3 protein-coding genes (1 of these 3 cut by a window edge) are annotated in these 18,391 nt (G+C 75.9%); all 3 read left to right on the plus strand.

Going from position 1 to position 18,391, the window contains the following annotated elements:
* Tightly spaced (each overlapping or abutting the next), the 3 genes in view from J2S42_RS38515 to J2S42_RS38525 form a layout consistent with a single transcriptional unit that may run on beyond the window.
* Positions 1–10,196, plus strand: the 3' portion of a protein-coding gene (locus J2S42_RS38515; protein WP_307247486.1) for a non-ribosomal peptide synthetase. The gene continues 3,553 nt to the left of window position 1, outside the view; only the last 10,196 of its 13,749 coding nucleotides appear in the window; its start codon lies off the left edge, out of view; the stop codon is at positions 10,194–10,196.
* Positions 10,193–16,393 carry a non-ribosomal peptide synthetase gene (locus J2S42_RS38520; protein WP_307247488.1) on the plus strand — a complete coding sequence of 2,067 codons (6,201 nt, stop codon included), beginning with the start codon at positions 10,193–10,195 and terminating at the stop codon, positions 16,391–16,393. Before J2S42_RS38515 ends, J2S42_RS38520 begins: the two co-directional genes overlap by 4 nt.
* The gene (locus J2S42_RS38525; protein WP_307247490.1) at positions 16,390–18,363 is read left to right on the plus strand and encodes a multicopper oxidase family protein; all 1,974 of its coding nucleotides are present in this window, start codon (positions 16,390–16,392) and stop codon (positions 18,361–18,363) included. Before J2S42_RS38520 ends, J2S42_RS38525 begins: the two co-directional genes overlap by 4 nt.
* The last annotated feature ends 28 nt before the right edge of the window (positions 18,364–18,391 follow it).

Below are 18,391 nucleotides of genomic sequence, written 5' to 3' on the forward strand. Positions count from 1 at the left end.
GCCGGCTCGGCCGCGCGCCCGCGTTCCCGCCGCTGCCGGTGCAGTACGCGGACTTCGCGGTCTGGCAGCGGGACCTGCTCGGCGCGGAGGACGACCCGGACAGCGTCGCGGCGAGCCAGGTCGCGTTCTGGCGCACCGCGCTGGACGGCACGCCGGAGGAGCTGGCGCTGCCGTTCGACCGGCCCCGGCCCGCGGTCGCCGGATACGCCGGTGACTACCTGATGTACGAGATCCCGGCCCCGGTCCACCGTGGACTGCTCGCGCTGGCCCGCGCGCACGACGTGACGCCGTTCATGGCCGTGCAGGCCGCGGTCGCGGCACTGCTCACCCGGCTCGGCGCGGGCGAGGACCTGCCGCTCGGCTCGCCGATCGCCGGCCGCACCCAGCAGGAGCTGGAGGACCTGGTCGGCTTCTTCGCGAACACGCTGGTGCTGCGCGTGGACACGTCCGGCGACCCGAGCTTCGCGGAGCTGCTCGGCCGGGTCCGCCGCACCGACCTGGCCGCGTTCGACCACGCTGACGTGCCGTTCGAACGCCTCGTCGAGGTGCTCCGCCCGGCCCGCTCGCTGTCCCGGAACCCGCTGTTCCAGGTGATGGTCACCCACCAGCACCGGCTGGACATGGACCTCGGCGTGGCCGGTCTGCAGACCACCGCGATCCCGTTCGGCCTGGACACCGCGAAGTTCGACCTGACGTTCAGCTTCTTCGGCGACGACGCGGACGGCCCGCTCGGTGCCGGCATCGAGTTCGCCACCGAGCTGTTCGACCGCGGCACGGTCGCCGGGCTCGCGGACCGGCTGACCCGCCTGCTCGCCGCCGTGGTCGCCGCGCCGGACGCGCCGATCGGTGCCGCGGACCTGCTCGCACCGGCCGAGCGCGCCGCGCTGACCGCCCCGCCGGAGCCGCCGGTCACCGTTGCGCTGGTGCCGGAGATGTTCGCTGCGGTCGCGTCCCGCCACCCGGAGCACCCGGCGCTGACCGACGGCGCGGCCGAGGTGAGCTATGCGGCGTTGCACCGGCGGGTCGTGGCGCTGGCCGGACGCCTGCCGGCCGGGCCGGAGGACGTGGTCGCGCTCGCGCTCCCGCCCTCGATCGACCTGGTGGTGGCGCAGCTCGCGGTGCTGCACGCGGGTGCCGCCTACCTGCCGCTGGACACCGGATACCCGGCCGGCCGCATCGCGCTGATGCTCGCGGACGCGCGCCCCGCGCTGCTTATCACGTCCGCGGACATCAGGGAGACCGTCGCACCGGTACGGGACTGGACCGGCCCGCTGCTGCTCACCGGCCCGGAATCCGCGGTCCCGGCACAGGATCCGGCGCGGACCGGCCGCGCCCGGCCGGACAACCCGGCGTACGTCATCTTCACGTCCGGCTCGACCGGCCGGCCCAAGGGCGTCGTCGGCACCCACGGCGGCCTGGCCGCGCGACTCCACTGGGGACAGACCGCGCTGCCGCTCGGCCCCGGCGACACCGTGGTGGCGAAGAGCTCGCCCAGCTTCATCGACGGCACCACCGAACTGCTCGGCGCGCTGATCGCCGGCGCCACCGTGGTGCTCGCGGACGCGGGCACCCGGAGCGACACACACGCGCTCGCCGCGCTCATCGAGACCGCCGGCGCCACCCGGATGACCATGGTCCCGAGCCAGCTCCGCACGCTGCTGGCCGAGACCGGCCCGGACCGGCTCGCGTCCGTCACCCGCTGGGTCACCAGCGGCGAGACGCTCACCCCGGACCTGGCCGCCGCGCTGCCCGGGATCACCGATCTCTACGGCTGCTCCGAGGCCAGCGGCGACAGCCTGGCCCGCCCGCACCCGGAGCACCCGGCGTTCACCGACGTGGTCACCGGCACCGCGGTCTACGTGCTCGACGCCCGGCTCCGCCCGGTCCCGCCCGGCGCGACCGGCGAGCTGTACCTCAGCGGCGCCGGCCTGGCCCGCGGCTACCGGGACGCGCCCGGGCTGACCGCCACCCGGTTCGTCGCGTCGCCGTTCGCGGCCGGCCGGCGGCTCTACCGCACCGGCGATCTGGCCCGGCGCACGCCCGGCGGCGGCATCGCGCTCCGCGGACGCGCGGACGCCCAGGTGAAGATCCGCGGCGTACGGGTCGAGCCGCGCGAGGTCGAGGCCGCGCTCGCGGCGCTCGACGGGGTCGCGGAGGCGGCCGTGCTGGCCCGCACCTCGCCCGCCGGTGAGACGGAGCTGCGCGCGTACCTCGTGCCCGGGGCCGGTTTCGATCTGCCGGCGGTGCGGGCCGCGCTGCGCCGCACGCTCCCGGCGCAGCTCGTACCGGCCGCGCTGATCCCGGTCGACCGGATGCCCCGGCTGCCCGGCGGGAAGACCGACCGGCGCGCGCTGGCCCGGCTCGACGCGCCGGCCGGCGAGCCGGTGGACGCGGCGGACGGCACCGAGCGGGAACGCCTGCTCGCCCAGCTCTTCGCGGACGTGCTGAGCCTCCCGTCAGCCGGGGTGGACCAGGACTTCTTCGACCTCGGCGGCCACTCGCTGGCCGCCACCCGGCTGGTCTCCCGGATCCGCGCGGTGCTCGGCGCCGAGGTGCCGCTGCGCGCGGTGTTCGAGTCGCCGACCGCCCGCGAGCTGGCCGGCCGGCTGACCGATCGGCCGGCCCGCCCGCCGATCACCGCGCGGCCCCGGCCGGACCGCATCCCGCTGTCGTTCGCGCAGCGCCGCCTGTGGTTCCTGGACCGCCTGGAGGGCCCCGGCACGGTCTACACGATCCCGCTGCTGTCCCGGCTGCGCGGCGACCTCGACGTGGACGCGTTGCGCGCCGCGGTCGCGGACGTGGTGACCCGGCACGAGCCGCTGCGCACGCTGCTCGTCGAGCACGACGGCGAGCCGTGGCAGCACATCCTCGCCGAGGCGCCGGACGTGTTCACCGTGCACCCGGACGCGGACCTGCCGGCCGGGCACCGGTTCGCGCTCGACGCCGAGCCGCCGATCCGGGTCGACCTGGCGCGCACCGGGCCGGCGGAGTGGCTGCTGCTGATCCTGCTGCACCACACCGCGGCCGACGCGCTCTCCACCGGCCCGCTCGTCGACGACCTGGAGACCGCGTACGCCGCGCGGCACGCCGGGCACGCGCCGTCGTGGACGCCGCTGGCCGTGCAGTACGCGGACGTCACGCTGTGGCAGCGGGAGCACCGGGGGAGCGCCGGCTACTGGCGGGACCGGCTGGCCGGTGCCCCGGCCGAGCTGACACTGCCCACCGACCGGCCGCGGCCCGCGCTGCCCGGCTACACCGGCGGCACGGTCAGCGAGCCGCGGCCGGACGGGCTGGACGCGCTCGCCCGTACGCTCGGCGTCACCCCGTTCATGCTGTTCCAGGCCGCGGTCGCGGCGCTGCTGTCCCGGCTCGGCGCCGGTGACGACATCCCGCTCGGAGCGCCGGTCGGCGGCCGCACCGAACCCGCGCTGGAGCGCCTGGTCGGGTTCCTGGTCGACACCGTGGTGCTGCGCACGGACGTGTCCGGCGACCCGACGCTGGCCGAGCTGGCCGCGCGCGTGCGCGACGCCGACCTGGCCGACCTCGCGCACCAGGACGTGCCGTTCGAGCTGCTGGTCGAGCAGCTGAGGCCGGAACGCGCGCGGGCTCGGCACCCGCTCTTCCAGATCCTGGTCAACCAGCACCGCGCGGGCGAGCCCGGGGTGCGGCTGGCCGGGCTGGTGAGCGAGTCGGTGGCGCAGGCGCCGGACACGGCCAAGTTCGACCTCAGCTTCCTGCTGGAGGACGACGCGGTGTCGCTCAACTACGCCGCGGACCTGTTCGACCACGGCAGCGCGCGGACCGTGCTGCGCCGTCTGACCCGGCTGCTGGCGGCGGCGACGCCGGGCACGCGGGTGTCCGAACTGGACGTGCTGCTGCCCGCGGAGCGCGTGGCGCTGCGGGAGCGGAACGCGACCGCGCACGACGTGCCCGGCGGTACGGTCGTCGACCGGCTGATCGAGGCGGCGCGCGCCCACCCGTACGCGATCGCGCTGCTGCCGGACGGCGGCGTGCCGGTAACCTACGCGGAGCTGAGCCGGTCCGCGGCCGCGCTGGCCCGCGCGCTGCGCAACCGCGGCGTGGCGCCCGGCGACGTGGTCGGTGTGCGGATCCCGCGTGGCCCGGAGCTGGTGATCGCGCTCTGGGGCGTGCTGCGCGCCGGGGCCGCGTACCTGCCGATCGACCCGGACCACCCGGACGAGCGCGCCGAGCTGCTGCGCGCCGACGCCGGTGCCCGCCTGGTGCTCGGCGCGGACGACGTGCGCGCCTGGTCCGCGGGCCCGGCCGCCGACCTGCCGCCGCCGTCACCGGACCTGCCCGCCTACGTCATCTACACGTCCGGGTCGACCGGGCGCCCGAAGGGCGTCCGGGTGCCGCACCGCGCGCTGACCAACCGGCTGGAATGGATGCAGGCCGCGTTCCGGCTCGGCGACGGCGACGCGGTGCTGCAGAAGACACCGGCCACGTTCGACGTGTCCGTGTGGGAGTTCTTCTGGCCCGCGCTCGCGGCCGCGCCGCTGGTCATCGCGCGGCCGGGCGGCCACCGCGACCCCGGCTACCTCGCGGCGCTGATCCGCCGCGCGCGTGTGACGGTCGCGCACTTCGTGCCGTCGATGCTGCGTGAGTTCGCCGCCACCCCGGCCGCCGGGTCCTGCGCGAGCCTGCGGCTGCTGGTCACCAGCGGTGAGGCGCTGGCCGCCGACCTGGCCACCGCCACCCGCGGCCTGCTCCCGCACGCCGAACTGCACAATCTCTACGGCCCGACCGAGGCCACGGTGGACGTGACGGCGTGGCACGTGACCGGCGACGACGTGCCGATCGGGCGGCCGGTCTGGAACACCCGCGCGTACGTGCTGGACCGCCGGCTGCGGCCGGTGCCGGACGGCGTGCCCGGCGAGCTGTACCTGGCGGGCGTGCAGCTCGCGGACGGCTACCTGGGCCGGGCCGCGCTGACCGCGGAACGGTTCGTCGCGGACCCGTTCGCCCGCGGCGAGCGGCTGTACCGGACCGGTGACCTGGCCCGGTGGCGGCCGGACGGCGCGTTGGACTTCCTCGGCCGCACCGACCACCAGGTGAAGGTGCGCGGTCTGCGGATCGAGCCGGGCGAGGTGGAGGCCGCGCTGGCCGCGCTGCCCGGCATCGCGGCCGCCGTGGTGGTCGCGCACGGCGACCGGCTCGCCGCATACGTCACGCCCGCGGACGAGCGTCACCTCGCACCGGCCGCGCTGCGCGCCGCGCTCGCCGGGACGCTGCCGGAGTACCTGATCCCGTCGACGTTCACGGTGCTGGCCGAGCTCCCGCTCACCACCAGCGGCAAGGTCGACCGGCGGGCACTGCCCGACCCGGCGTCCGCACCGGCCGGCGCCGAGGCACCGCGCGGGCTCGGCGAGGAGGTGCTGTCCGGCGTCTTCGCGGACCTGCTCGGCGTCGACCGGGTCGGCGCGGAGGACGACTTCTTCGCGCTCGGCGGCCACTCGCTGCTCGCGGTGCGCCTGGTCGCCCGGCTGCGCACGGTCTTCGGCGTCCAGCTGGCGCTGCACGACGTGTTCGACGCGCCGACCGTGCGCACGCTCGCGGAGCGGCTGCGGCGCGGCGGGGACCGGCCGGCGCTGCGGGCCGGTGCGCGCCCGGACCCGCTGCCGCTCTCCCCGGCGCAGCAACGGCTGTGGTTCATCGACCGGATGGACGGGCCGTCCGGCACGTACAACATCCCGTTCACGGCCCGGTTCCGCGGCGCGCTCGACCTGGAGGCGTTCACCGCGGCCGCGTCCGACGTGGTGGCCCGGCACGAGATCCTGCGCACGGTCTACCCCGCGCCGGGCGGCCGGGCCGCGCAGTCGATCCGGGCGCCGCACCCGGTCACGATCATCACCGAGGGTACGGTCGCGGAGGCGATCCACCGGCCGTTCCGGCTGGACCGGGAGATCCCGATCCGGTTCCACGCGTTCGCGGCCGGGCCGGACGAGCACGTGGTCGCGGTCGTGGTGCACCACATCGCGGCCGACGAGTGGTCCGCCCGGCCGCTGTTCACCGACCTCGCCATCGCGTACGCGGCCCGGGTGTCCGGAACCGCGCCGGAATGGGACGCGCCGCTGCCGGTGCAGTACGCCGACTACGCGCTCTGGCAGCACGACCTGCTCGGCACCGGCGACGACAAGACGCCACTGGCCGCGGAACAGCTCGCGTTCTGGAGCGCGGAACTCGCCGGCCTGCCCGAGGAACTCGCGCTCCCGGGCGCCCGCCCCCGCCCGCCGGTCGCCACCTACCGCGGTGAACTCGGCCGCCGGCCACTGTCGACGGAGCTGGCGGCGGCGCTGCGGTCGGTGGCCGCGGCGCACGGCGTCACCGTGTTCATGGTGCTGCAGGCCGCGGTCGCGGTGCTGCTGCGCAAGCTGGGCGCCGGTACCGACCTGCCGCTCGGCACGCCGATCGCGGGCCGGGCCGACGCCGCGCTCGACGACCTGGTCGGCTGCTTCCTGAACACGCTCGTGCTGCGCACCGACGTCTCCGGCGACCCCACGTTCACCGAGCTGCTCGACCGGGTGCGGCGCACCGACCTGGCCGCGTTCGCCCATTCTGACCTGCCGTTCGAGCGCCTGGTCGAGCATCTCGCGCCGGCCCGCTCGCTGTCCCGGCACCCGCTCTTCCAGGTCGTCACCACCCACCGGTACGCGGACCAGGACGGCTTCGGTCTCGCGGGCCTGGAGGTGGCGCCGGAACCGGCCGAGTTCACCGTCGCGAAGTTCGACCTGACGTTCGTCATCGAGGAGGACGCGGCCACCGGCGCCACCACGCTGGAACTGACCTGCGCCCGCGACCTCTTCGACGACGGCACCGCGGACCGGCTGCTGGACCGCCTCGACCGGGTCCTGCACGCCGTCCTCACCGACCCCGGCCAGCGGATCAGCACGGTACGGGTGCTGGACGACCGCGAACGCGAGCTGGTCCGGCACGGGTGGAACCGGACCGCGCGGGACGTACCGTTCACCGACCTGGCCGGGCTGTTCGAGGCGCAGGTGGCGGCCCGGCCGGACGCGGTCGCGCTGGCCGACGGCGACCGCGAGCTCACCTACCGGCAACTGGACGCGGCCGCGAACCGGCTCGCCCACGCGCTGCTCGGCCGCGGCGCCGGGCCGGAGCGGATCGTCGCGGTCGCGCTGCGCCGGTCCGCGGAGGTGGTGACCGCGATCCTGGCGGTGGCCAAGACCGGCGCGGCGTACCTGCCGATCGACCCGGACCACCCGGCGACCCGGGTACGGCACGTGCTCGACGACGCGCGGCCGGTGCTGGCGGTCGCGGCGCGCGCAGAAGACGTACCCGCGCCGGGCCCTGAGGTCGTCGACGTCGCCATGGCGTGGGCTGCCGGTCCCGCCACGCGGCCGGACCGGGCGGCGCCGGTGCCGTCGCGGCTGGCCTACGTCATCTACACGTCCGGGTCGACCGGGCGGCCGAAGGGCGTGGCGGTCCCGCACGCGGGGCTGCCGGACCTGGTCGCCACGATGGCCGGTGGGTCGCGCGGCGGCGCCGGGGCCCGGGTCGGGTCGTTCGCGTCGTTCTCGTTCGACGTCACGGTGGCGGAACTGGCCATCTCGATCCTGAGCGGCGGCACCGTCGTGCTGCTGCCGGACCACGCCCGCGCCGGTGCCGCGCTGGCCCGGTTCGCCACCGCGCAGCGGCTGACCCACCTGGTGATCCCGCCGTCCGTGCTGTCCTCGCTGCCCCGGCCCGGCACCGCTGAGCCGACGATCGGCCCGGACGTGACGCTGCTGGTCGGGACGGAGGCGCTGCGCCGCGACCTGATCCGGGACTGGGCCGGCGGGCGGCTGTTCCTGAACTGCTACGGCCCGACCGAGACGACCGTCAACTCCACCCTGTGGACGGCCGAGCCGGACTGGCCGGGCGCGGTGCTGCCGATCGGGCGGCCGGACGTGAACCGCCGCGCCTATGTGCTCGGGCCGGACCTGGCGCCGGTGCCGCCGGGCGTGACCGGTGAGCTGTACCTGGCCGGCGGGCTCGCGCGCGGCTACCTCGGCCGGGCCGGGCTGACGGCGCAGCGATTCGTGGCCGACCCGTTCGGCGTGCCGGGCGGCCGGCTCTACCGCACCGGCGACCTCGCCCGGTGGACCGGCACCGGGCTGCTGGAGTACCTCGGCCGCGCGGACGACCAGCTCAAGGTGCGGGGCCTGCGCATCGAGCCGGCTGAGATCGAGGCCGCGCTCCGTGACCTGCCCGGCGTGGCGGCCGCCGCGGTCGCGGCCCGCCCCGGTCCGGACGGCCGCGACCGTCTGGTCGGCTACCTGGTTCCGGACGGCGACGCCCCGGACCCGGCGCGGATCGCGCGGCTGGCGGGGGAGGTGCTGCCGGCCGGGATGGTGCCGTCCGCGTGGATGGTGCTGGACGCGCTGCCGCACACGGTCGCCGGGAAGCTCGACCGCGACCGGCTGCCGGCACCGGCCACGGTCGAGGCGGAGCGGGCGGACGCGGCCACCGATGTCGAGCAGACGCTGGTGGACCTGTTCGCGGAACTGCTCGGCCGGGACGATCTCGGTGCCACGGACGGCTTCTTCGCGCTCGGCGGCGACAGCATCCTGTCGATCCAGCTGGTCGCCCGGGCCCGCGACCACGGGCTGCTCCTCGCACCGCGGGACGTCTTCGAGAACCCGACGCCGCGCGAGCTGGCGGCGGTCGCGACCGAGGCCGGAATCGCGGTGCACGATCCCGGCGCCGGCGCCGTGCCGCTGACCCCGATCATGCGCCGGTTCGTGGACGCGGACCCGGCCGTGGCGAAGTTCGGCCAGGCGTTGCGGTTGAGTCTGCCGGCCGGGCTGACCGAGCGGACGATCCGGGACGGGCTGCGCGCGGTCCTGGGCCACCACGACGCGCTGCGCGCCCGGCTGGAGCCGGGCCGTCTGGTCGTGCCGCCGGAGGTGCCGGAGCCGGCGCTGACCGTGGTGACCGGCGACGCGGAGCTGCCCCTGGCGACCGCACGGGCCGGCCTGGACCCGTGGCGCGGCGCGATGATGCACGCGCTCTGGCGCGACACCGGGCCGGGCCGGCGCTCCGAGCTGCTGATCCTGATCCACCACCTGGTGGTCGACGGCGTCTCCTGGCGCATCCTCGCGGCCGACCTCGAGTCGGCCTGCACCGCGCTCCATCACGGACGGACACCGCGGCTCCGCCCGGTCGCCACGTCGCTGCGCACCTGGGCGCGGGCGCTGCCGGACGCGGCGCTCGCCCGCGAACCGGAGGCCCGCTACTGGCGTGACGTGCTCGACGCCGTCACCCCGGCACCGCGCGGCCGCGCGGCGGCCTCCGCCGGGTCCACACCGGGGGCCGGGCCCGGCGCCCGCGGCGGTGCGGCCGGCACACCTGATCCCGCCGCTGCCGCGAATGCGGCCGAGCCCGGCACGCTCGACACCGTCGCGCAGCTGAGCCGGACGCTACCGGCCGCGGACACCGCGCCGCTGCTCGGGGACGTGCCGGACCGGCTGCGGGCGGGCGTCAACGACGTGCTGCTGGCCGCGCTCGGGCTGGCGTTGCGCGAGTGGACCGGTGACGAGACCGTGATCGACCTGGAGGGGCACGGGCGCGAGCAGCAGATCGTGCCCGGCGCCGATCTGACCAGGACGGTCGGCTGGTTCACCACGGTCTATCCGGTGCGGCTCGCGACCGGTGGTGCCGGACTGGCCGAGGCCGAGGCCGACCCGGGCCGGGCCGCGGCGGCGGTCAGGGCCACGGCCGCGTCGCTCGGCACGGTCCCGGACCACGGCATCGGGTTCGGGCTGCTGCGCGAGCTGGCCCGGCACCCGGCGCTGACCGGGGCGCCGCGGCCGTGGATCGCGTTCAACTACCTGGGCCGGATCGGTGGCACGCCGGACCGCCACGGTGCCGGCTGGCGCATCGACGGCGGTCTCGGCGGCACGGTGGACGGGCACCGCGTCGCTGACCACACGCTCAGCATCGACGTCACGGCCGTGCCCGGTGCGGACGGGACCGCACTGCGGGCCGTCTTCGCCTACGTCTCCACCGCGATCGAGGAGGACTCCGTGGACCGACTGGCCACGCTGTGGGAACGGGCGCTGCGTGCGGTCGCGGCCGCCGCGGTCACCACCCGGCTCACCCCGGCCGACGTGCCGCTCGCCGGGCTCGACCAGCGGCAGCTGGACCGGATCGCGGCGAAGTGGGCCGCCCGATGAGCGCGATCACGGACGTCCTGCCGCTGTCCCCGTTGCAGGAGGGCTTGCTCTTCCTCAGCGGGTACGCGGATTCCGGCCCCGATCCGTACACGGTGCAGCTCGTTCTCGATCTTCGTGGCCCGCTCGGCGCCGGCCGGCTCCGGCAGGCCGCGAACGCGCTGCTCGACCGGCACCCGCACCTGCGCGCCGCGTTCTGGACCGAGGACGTGGACCGCCCGGTCGCGCTGGTACCGGACCGGGTCGACGTGCCGTGGACCGAGACGGACCTGTCCGGCCCGAGTCACCGGACCGGCATCCTCGAGCGCGCCGAGGCCATCGCGGCGGCGGAGCGAGCCCGCCGGCTGGACCTGACCAGGCCGCCGCTGTTCCGCTTCCACCTGCTGCGGCTCGGACCGGACCGGCACCGGCTGCTGGTGACCAGCCATCACCTGCTGCTCGACGGCTGGTCGACCGCGCCGCTGATCCGGGAGCTGCTCACGCTCTACCGCGCACCGGGCACGCTGCCGGAGCCGGCCCGATACCGCGACTACCTCGCGTGGCTGGCCGCCCGCGACCGGCCTGCCGCCGTCGGCGCGTGGCGCGCGGACCTGGCCGGTGCGGTCTCCTGCACCCCGTTCAGTGGTCCCGCGCGGCCGTCCCCGGTCGTGCACCGGGTCGCGGCCGACATCGACGGCGGCGGGCTCATCGCGCTGACCCGGGAGCTGGGCGTCACGCTCAATACGGTCCTGCAGTGCGCCTGGCTGACCGTGCTGGCCGCGGCCGGTGGCGGGCCGGACGTGGTCACCGGTCAGGCCGTGTCCGGCCGTCCGGCGGAGCTGCCCGGCGCCGACGGGATGATCGGGCTGTTCCTGAACACGGTCCCGGTGCGGGCCCGGCTGCGCCCGGCGGAGCCGTTCGCGGACCTGCTCCGGCGCCACCAGGCCGCGCAGGCCGCGCTGCGCGAGCACGCGTGGCTGGACCTGCCCGCGATCCTGAACGCGGCCGGGCAGGGCGAGCTGTTCGACAGCCTGCTCGTGGTCCAGACGTTCCCGGGCGTGGAACGGACTGACGAGTCAGACGGCCGGCTGACCGTGGAGTCGGTCGAGGGACATGACGGATCGCACTATCCGGTGATGCTCACGGCCGCGCCCGGCGCCGGCCGGCTCCGGCTGGAACTGAAGTACCGCGACGGCACGCCCGGCGCCGCCGCGCTCCTCGACCGCCTGCTGCGCGTCCTGACCCAGATCATCGACGATCCGGCGGTACGCACCGGCGCGGTCACCACGCTCGACGACCACGACCGGTCGCCGGTCACGACCGCGCCGGCCGCAACCGTGCGGCGGGCGGGCGGGCTCCCGTCCGCGGATGCCCGTGCCGCGGTCGGCGCGGCGCTCCCGGAGGACCTGTCCGCGCTGCTGAGGCCCGCGGATCCGGCCGCCACCGCGCTCGTCTGCGACGGGGCCGGCATCAGCGCGGGTGACCTCAGGGACCGCGCCGATCGGCTCGCGGCGGCGTTGCAGCACCGCGGGATCGGGCCGGAATCCGTCGTCGGGCTCGCCACCGGCTACCGCCCGGAGCTGGTGGCCGGGCTGCTCGCGGTGCTACGGACCGGCGCGGCCTACCTGCCGCTCGACCTCGATCATCCGCCGGCCCGGCTCCGCCACATGATCGACACGGCGCGTCCCGATCTGCTGCTGACGACCGGTGAGCTGCCGTACGACGTCCCGCAGCTCGACGTCACCGCGCCGCTGCCGGACGCGGCGCCGAAACCGGTCACCGTGGACCCGGACCATGCCGCCTACGTGCTGTTCACCTCCGGGTCCACCGGCACGCCGAAGGCCGTGATCGGCACCCGCGGCGGTCTGGCCGCCCGGCTGAGGTGGATGCTGGCGGCCGAGCCAGCCACGCCCGGCGACGTCGTGCTGGCCAAGAGCTCGATCGGCTTCGTCGACGGCTCGACCGAACTGCTCGGCGCGCTGGCCGCGCACGTGCCGGTGGTGCTGGCCGGCCGGGACGACCGCCGCGACCCGCTCGCGCTCATCGACCTGATCGAGCGGCACCGGATCACCCGGCTCACGGCCGTACCGACGCTGCTGCGGGCGCTGGCGGAGCACGGCCGCGGCCGGCTCGGCTCGGTCAACCTGTGGATCTCCAGCGGTGAACCGCTCACCCGCGCGCACACCGACGGCCTGACCGCGCGCGTGGTCAACCTGTACGGCTGTTCCGAGGCCAGCGGCGACAGCACCTACCTGGCCGACGCGCGCCGGGACCCGCACCTCGGCACGCCGATCACCGGCACCGCGGCGTACGTGCTCGACGCCTGGCTGCGCCCGGTGCCGGTCGGGGGCGTCGGTGAGCTGTACCTGTCCGGCGCCGGCCTGGCCCGCGGCTACCTGCGTGCGCCCGCCGCGACCGCGGACCGGTTCGTGGCGCACCCGTTCGTGCCCGGCGCCCGCCTCTACCGCACCGGCGACCTGGTGCGGCGCCGCGCCGACGGCGGTCTCGACCACCTCGGCCGCACCGACGAGCAGGTCAAGGTGCGCGGCCACCGCATCGAACCGGCCGAGATCGAGTCCGTGCTCGCCACCGCGCCCGGTGTCAGCGCGGCCGCGGTCACCGTCCACGACGGCCGCCTGACGGCCTATCTCGCGCCGGGTTCCGGCCACACCGCGGGTTCCGGGGGCGGGGCCCGCCCCGCCGGAACCGGGGATGCCGGTGCGAGCGGCGCGCGGATCGACCTGACCGCGGTCCGTGCCCATGCGGCCGGGCGGCTCGCCGAGCACCAGCTGCCGTCGATCATGGTGGTGCTGGAGCGGCTGCCGATGACACCGACCGGGAAGGTCGCCCGGCGCGAGCTGCCGAAGCCGGATCCGGCCGCGCTGACCGGCACCGGACGGCCACGCACGCCGGACGAGCGCGCACTGGCCCGGATCTTCGCGGACGTGCTCGGCCTGCCGGAGGTGGGCGTGCACGACGGCTTCACCGAGCTGGGCGGCGACAGCATCCTGTCGATCCGGCTGGTCAACCGCGCGCGCGAGGCCGGTCTGCCGCTGCGGCCCCGGGACGTCTTCGAGCACCGGACCGTGGCCGCGCTGGCCGCGATCGCCCGTCACCACGGCGAGGACGGCGTGGACGACGGCGAGGCGGCGCTGCGGGCGTTCCGGGACCGGCATGCGGCGCTGCGCGACGATCCCCGGGTCGAGGACGTGCTGCCGCTGACGCCGTTGCAGGCCGGCATGTTCTTCCTCGCCGGGTACGACCGGGAGGCACCGGACGTCTACACGATGCGGCTGCGGCTGCGGCTGCGCGGGCCGGTCGACGAGGAGCGGCTGCGCGACGCGGCCCGCCGCGTGATCGCCCGGCATCCCGCGTTGCGCGCGAGTTTCGTCCACCACGACGGCGAACCGGTGCAGATCGTACGGACCGCGCCGGGCGGCTCGGAGCCGGAGTGGAACGGGCCGGACCGGCGCTTCGACCTCGGCGCACCCCCGCTGATCCGCTTCGCGCTGGACCGCGTCGCCGACGGCGAGCACCGGTTCACGGTCACGAACCATCACCTGATCCTGGACGGCTGGTCCGTACCGCTGCTGGTGCGGGAGATCTTTGCGACCTACGCCGGGCTGGAGCCGGACACGCCGGCCGGCGGCCACCGCGCCCACCTGCGCTGGCTCGCCACCCGCGACCGCGCGGCCGCCGCCCGCGCCTGGCGGGACGCGCTCGACGGCCTGCCCGGCCCCACGCTGCTGGCCGGCCCGGCCGCCGCTGCTCGCCCGGACGGCGGCGGCGCCGACCTGTTGCCGCTGGCCCTGCCCGCGGGCCGGGCCGAGGCGCTGACCGCGCTGGCCCGCCGCACCGGCGTCACGCTGAACACGGTGCTGCAACTGGCCTGGGCCACCGTGCTGGCCCGCGCGACCGGGCGCGACGACGTGGTCTTCGGCGCCACCGTCTCCGGCCGCGACGCCGGTTTCCCGGACGCCGAGGCCACGCTCGGGCTGCTGATCAACACGGTGCCGGTCCGGGTCCGCCTGCCGCGCGCGGAGACGGTCGCCGGCGCGCTGCGGCGGGTCCAGGCCGAGGCCGCGGCGCTGCTGGAGCACCGGCACGCCGGGCTCGCGGACGTGCTGCGCTGGTCCGGCCGGCGGGAACTGTTCGACACGCTGCTGGTCTTCGAGAGCTTCCCGGTCGACGAGGACGCGCTGCACGCGGCCGAGCGCGCGGCCGGCCTCGACGTCGCGGCGCTGGCCGGTGAGTCGGTCACGCACTACCCGCTGACGCTGACCGTGCTGCCCGGCACCGGACTGGACCTGATCCTGGAGTACCGCCCGGATCTGTTCACCGCGGACGCCGCGGCCCGGCTCGGCGACCGCCTGCTGGCCGTGCTCGCCGCGATCGTGGCCGCCCCGGACGCCCCGCTGGCCGCGCTGCCCTCGGCCGGCCCGGCCGAACGTGAGCTGGTCCTGACCGGCTGGAACGACACGTCCACGGCCGGCGCGGAGCAGCTGCTGCCGGACCTGTTCGCCGCGTGCGTGCGCAGCCGGCCGGACGCACCCGCGCTGGTGCTCGGCGGCACCACGTGGACGTTCGCCGAGACCGGCGTGGCCGTCGACCGGATCGCCGGTGCGCTGCAACGACACGGCGTCGGGCCGGAGGACCGCGTCGCCGTGCTCGGCTCCCGCACGCCGGAGGCGATGGCGGCGATGCTGGCCGTGCTCGCGTCCGGCGCGGCCTACCTGCCGATCGACCCGTCCTATCCGGCCGAGCGGATCCGGACGCTGCTGACCGGCGCGCGCCCGGCCGCGCTGCTGCACACGCCGGACGTACCCGCGCCGCCGTTCGACGGCCCGGTGCTGAGCACCGACGCGGCCGGCCCGTTCACCGCGCCGCGGATCAGCGGGCAGCACCCGGCGTACGTGGTCTACACCTCCGGGTCCACCGGCACGCCGAAGGGCGTGGTCATCCCGCACGCCGCGATCGCGAACCTCTACCGAAGCCACCGCCGGCACCTGCACGAGCCGACCGTCCGGCTGGCGGGGCGGGAGCGGCTGCGGGTCGCGCACGCCTGGCCGTTCGCGTTCGACGCGGCCTGGCAGCCGCAGCTGTGGCTGTTCAGCGGCCACGCGGTGCACCTGGCCGACGAGGAGCAGCGCACCGACCCGGCCGCGCTGGCGAAGCTGATCGACCGGTCCGGCATCGACTTCGTCGAGGTCGCGCCCGCGATGCTGGCCGCGCTGGACGACCTCGGTATGTTCCAGCCGGACCGGCACACGCTGTCGATGATCGGCTTCGGTGGCGACGCGGTGGGGGAGCAGCAGTGGCGCCGCCTGGCGAACACGCCCGGCCTGGCCGCGGTCAACCTCTACGGCCCGACCGAGTGCACGGTGGACTCGCTGGCCGCGTTCGCCACGGACGCGGAACGGCCGGTGATCGGCCGGCCGGTGGACAACGCCCGCGCGTACGTGCTGGACGCGAACCTGAGCGTGCTGCCGCCCGGCGTGCCCGGCGAGCTGTACCTGGCCGGTGCCGGCCTGGCCCGCGGTTATCTGGACGCACCGGCCGCGACCGCGGCCCGGTTCGTGGCCAGCCCGTTCGAGCCCGGCGGCCGTCTCTACCGCACGGGCGACCTGGTGCGCTGGACCGAGAACGGCACGATCGACTACCTCGGCCGCACCGACGACCAGGTCAAGATCCGCGGGTACCGGGTCGAGCTGGGCGAGGTGCAGGCCGCGCTCGCCGCCCACCCGGACGTGGCCCAGGCCGAGGCCGCCGCGCCCACGCTCGGCAACGGCCGCCGGATCCTGGCCGGGTACGTGGTGCCGCGCGCCGGGCGGACGCTCGACCCGGCCGCGTTGAAAGGACACCTGGCCGCACGGCTGCCGGACTTCCTCGTACCCGCGGCGTTCGTGGTTCTGGATCGTCTGCCGCTGACCGGGAACGGCAAGGTGGACCGGGCCCGCCTGCCGCGCCCCGACCTGGCGGCGCCCACGTACCGCCCACCGGCCACCGACGCGGAGCACAAGCTCTGCGCGGCGTTCGCGGAGGCGCTGGGCGTGGACCGGGTCGGCGTCGACGACGACTTCTTCGCGCTCGGCGGTGACAGCCTCGCCACGCTCCGCCTGGTCGCGCTGACCAAGGACGTCAGCCCCCGGGACGTCTTCACGCACCGCACGCCCGGCGCGCTCGCAGCCGCCGGGAACCCCCACCCCAAGGAGTACGCATGACCGAGATACCCGACCCGCACGTCACCCGGCGGCGGTTGCTCGCCGGCGGCGTCGCCACCGGTGTCGCGGGCGCCGCGCTGCTGACCAACGAGTCGGTGCGCGGCCTGCTCGCGGTGGACGGCACGCCCACGCTGCCGCGCACCGTGCCGGTCGCCGCGCAGCAGCGGCTGCCCGGCCGGGCCGTGGCGGCCAGAGCGGTCTCGGCCTATCCGGAGCCGCTCACGCCGTACCGGGATGCCCTGCCCGTGCCCCGGGTCCTTCGCCCGGAACGGGGCCGCGGCGGCCGGCCCGCCGAGCTGACCGTGCCGATGCGGCTGGCGAAGCACCGGTTCCACTCGCAGCTCGGGCCGAGCACGGTCTGGGGCTTCGACGGTACGGTTCCCGGTCCCACCATCGAGGTGCGCGCGGACGAGCCGGTCGTGGTCCGGTGGGTCAACGCGCTCACCGGGAAGATCCCGCTGCGCGCCTGCGCGCCGATGATCGCCTGGGCCGACCCGCCGCTCTGGGACCGCCCCGGCACCGACGGCGCACCGCTGCTGACCGACGTGTCGAACCTTCCACCGTGGACGGTCGTGCACCTGCACGGCGCGGAGACCGGCATGGACAACGACGGCTGGCCCGAGGCCGGCATCCCGCCCGGTCAGGCGCAGGTCGCCGAGTACGCCAACGACCAGCGCGGCACCGCGCTGTGGTACCACGACCACGCCATGCCGATCTCCCGATGGAACACCATCGCCGGGCTCAGCGGCCTCTACCTGATCCGCGACGCCACCGAGGACCGGCTCGGGCTGCCGTCCGGGAAGTACGAGATCCCGCTGCTGCTCTGCGACCGTAACTTCGACACCGACGGCGCCGGGAAGCTCACGCCGTTCCAGCTGTACAAGACGGTCATGTACGCGACCGAGCCGGAACTGCTGGCGACCAGCTTCTCCGGGCCGTTCACCACGGTCAACGGCGTGATCTGGCCGCACCTGGACGTCGAGCCGCGCTGGTACCGGTTCCGGGTGGCGAACGTGTCCAACGTCCGCCCGTACCACCTGCAGCTGACGCTGGAGGACGGCACCGCGGTGCCGGAGACGGCGATCAAACTCATCGGTACGGACGGCGGCCTGCTCGCCGCGCCGGTCGACGCCGGGACGGTGAGCGTGCTCGCGGCCGAGCGCGCCGACATCCTGATCGACTTCTCCGCGTTCAAGGGCAAGAAGCTGATCCTGAAGAACGCGGACTACGACCCGGGGCCGTGGCCGCAGGTCATGCAGTTCCGGGTCGGCAGCGGCCGGGGCGCCGGCTGGAAGCCACCGGCCACGCTCGACGCGAAGCTGCCGAAGCCCGGCACCGCCGCGGCCCAGCGCATGATCATGTTCCCGCCGCTCGGCACCGGCCAGATCGAGCAGTGGGAGATGGTGGAGACCGAGGCGCCGGCCGGCCCGTTCCCGGTCGACGGCATCGTGCAGGTCAAGGGCCCGGACGGCGGCGTGCGGACGTACCGGCGGGTGGCCCGCGGCTTCCACGACCCGGCCCGGTTCATGGTGCGGACCGGCGACTGGGAGGACTGGACCTGGATCAACCTGGACGTCGGCGGCTGGCCGCACCCGCAGCACGTGCACGCCACCCACTTCACGGTCAAGCACCGCCATTCCTACGACGTGGCGGAGAAGTGGGAGTTCATCCTGGACGACGCCGGCCGCACGGTCGGCGGGGGCACGGTGGCCCCGATCGAGTACCGCGAGACTCTCCCGGCCGCCGCGTCCGACGCCGGCTGGAAGGACGTGGTCTCGGTCAACAACGGCGAGGCGGTCACGGTAACCGCCCACTTCGCGCACAGTGGCCGCTTCCTGCACCACTGCCACATGCGCGACCACGAGGACATGGGCATGATGCGCCCGTTCGTCGTGATGCCGGCCGAGGTCCTGAAGATCGAGCACCAGGCCGGCCACCCGATGGAGAACCCGGGCCACTCCGGCCACTGAGGTGCGGCGGGCCCGGATCGCTCCAGGC

The sequence above is a fragment of the Catenuloplanes indicus genome (assembly GCF_030813715.1).
Classification (GTDB): Bacteria; Actinomycetota; Actinomycetes; order Mycobacteriales; family Micromonosporaceae; genus Catenuloplanes; species Catenuloplanes indicus.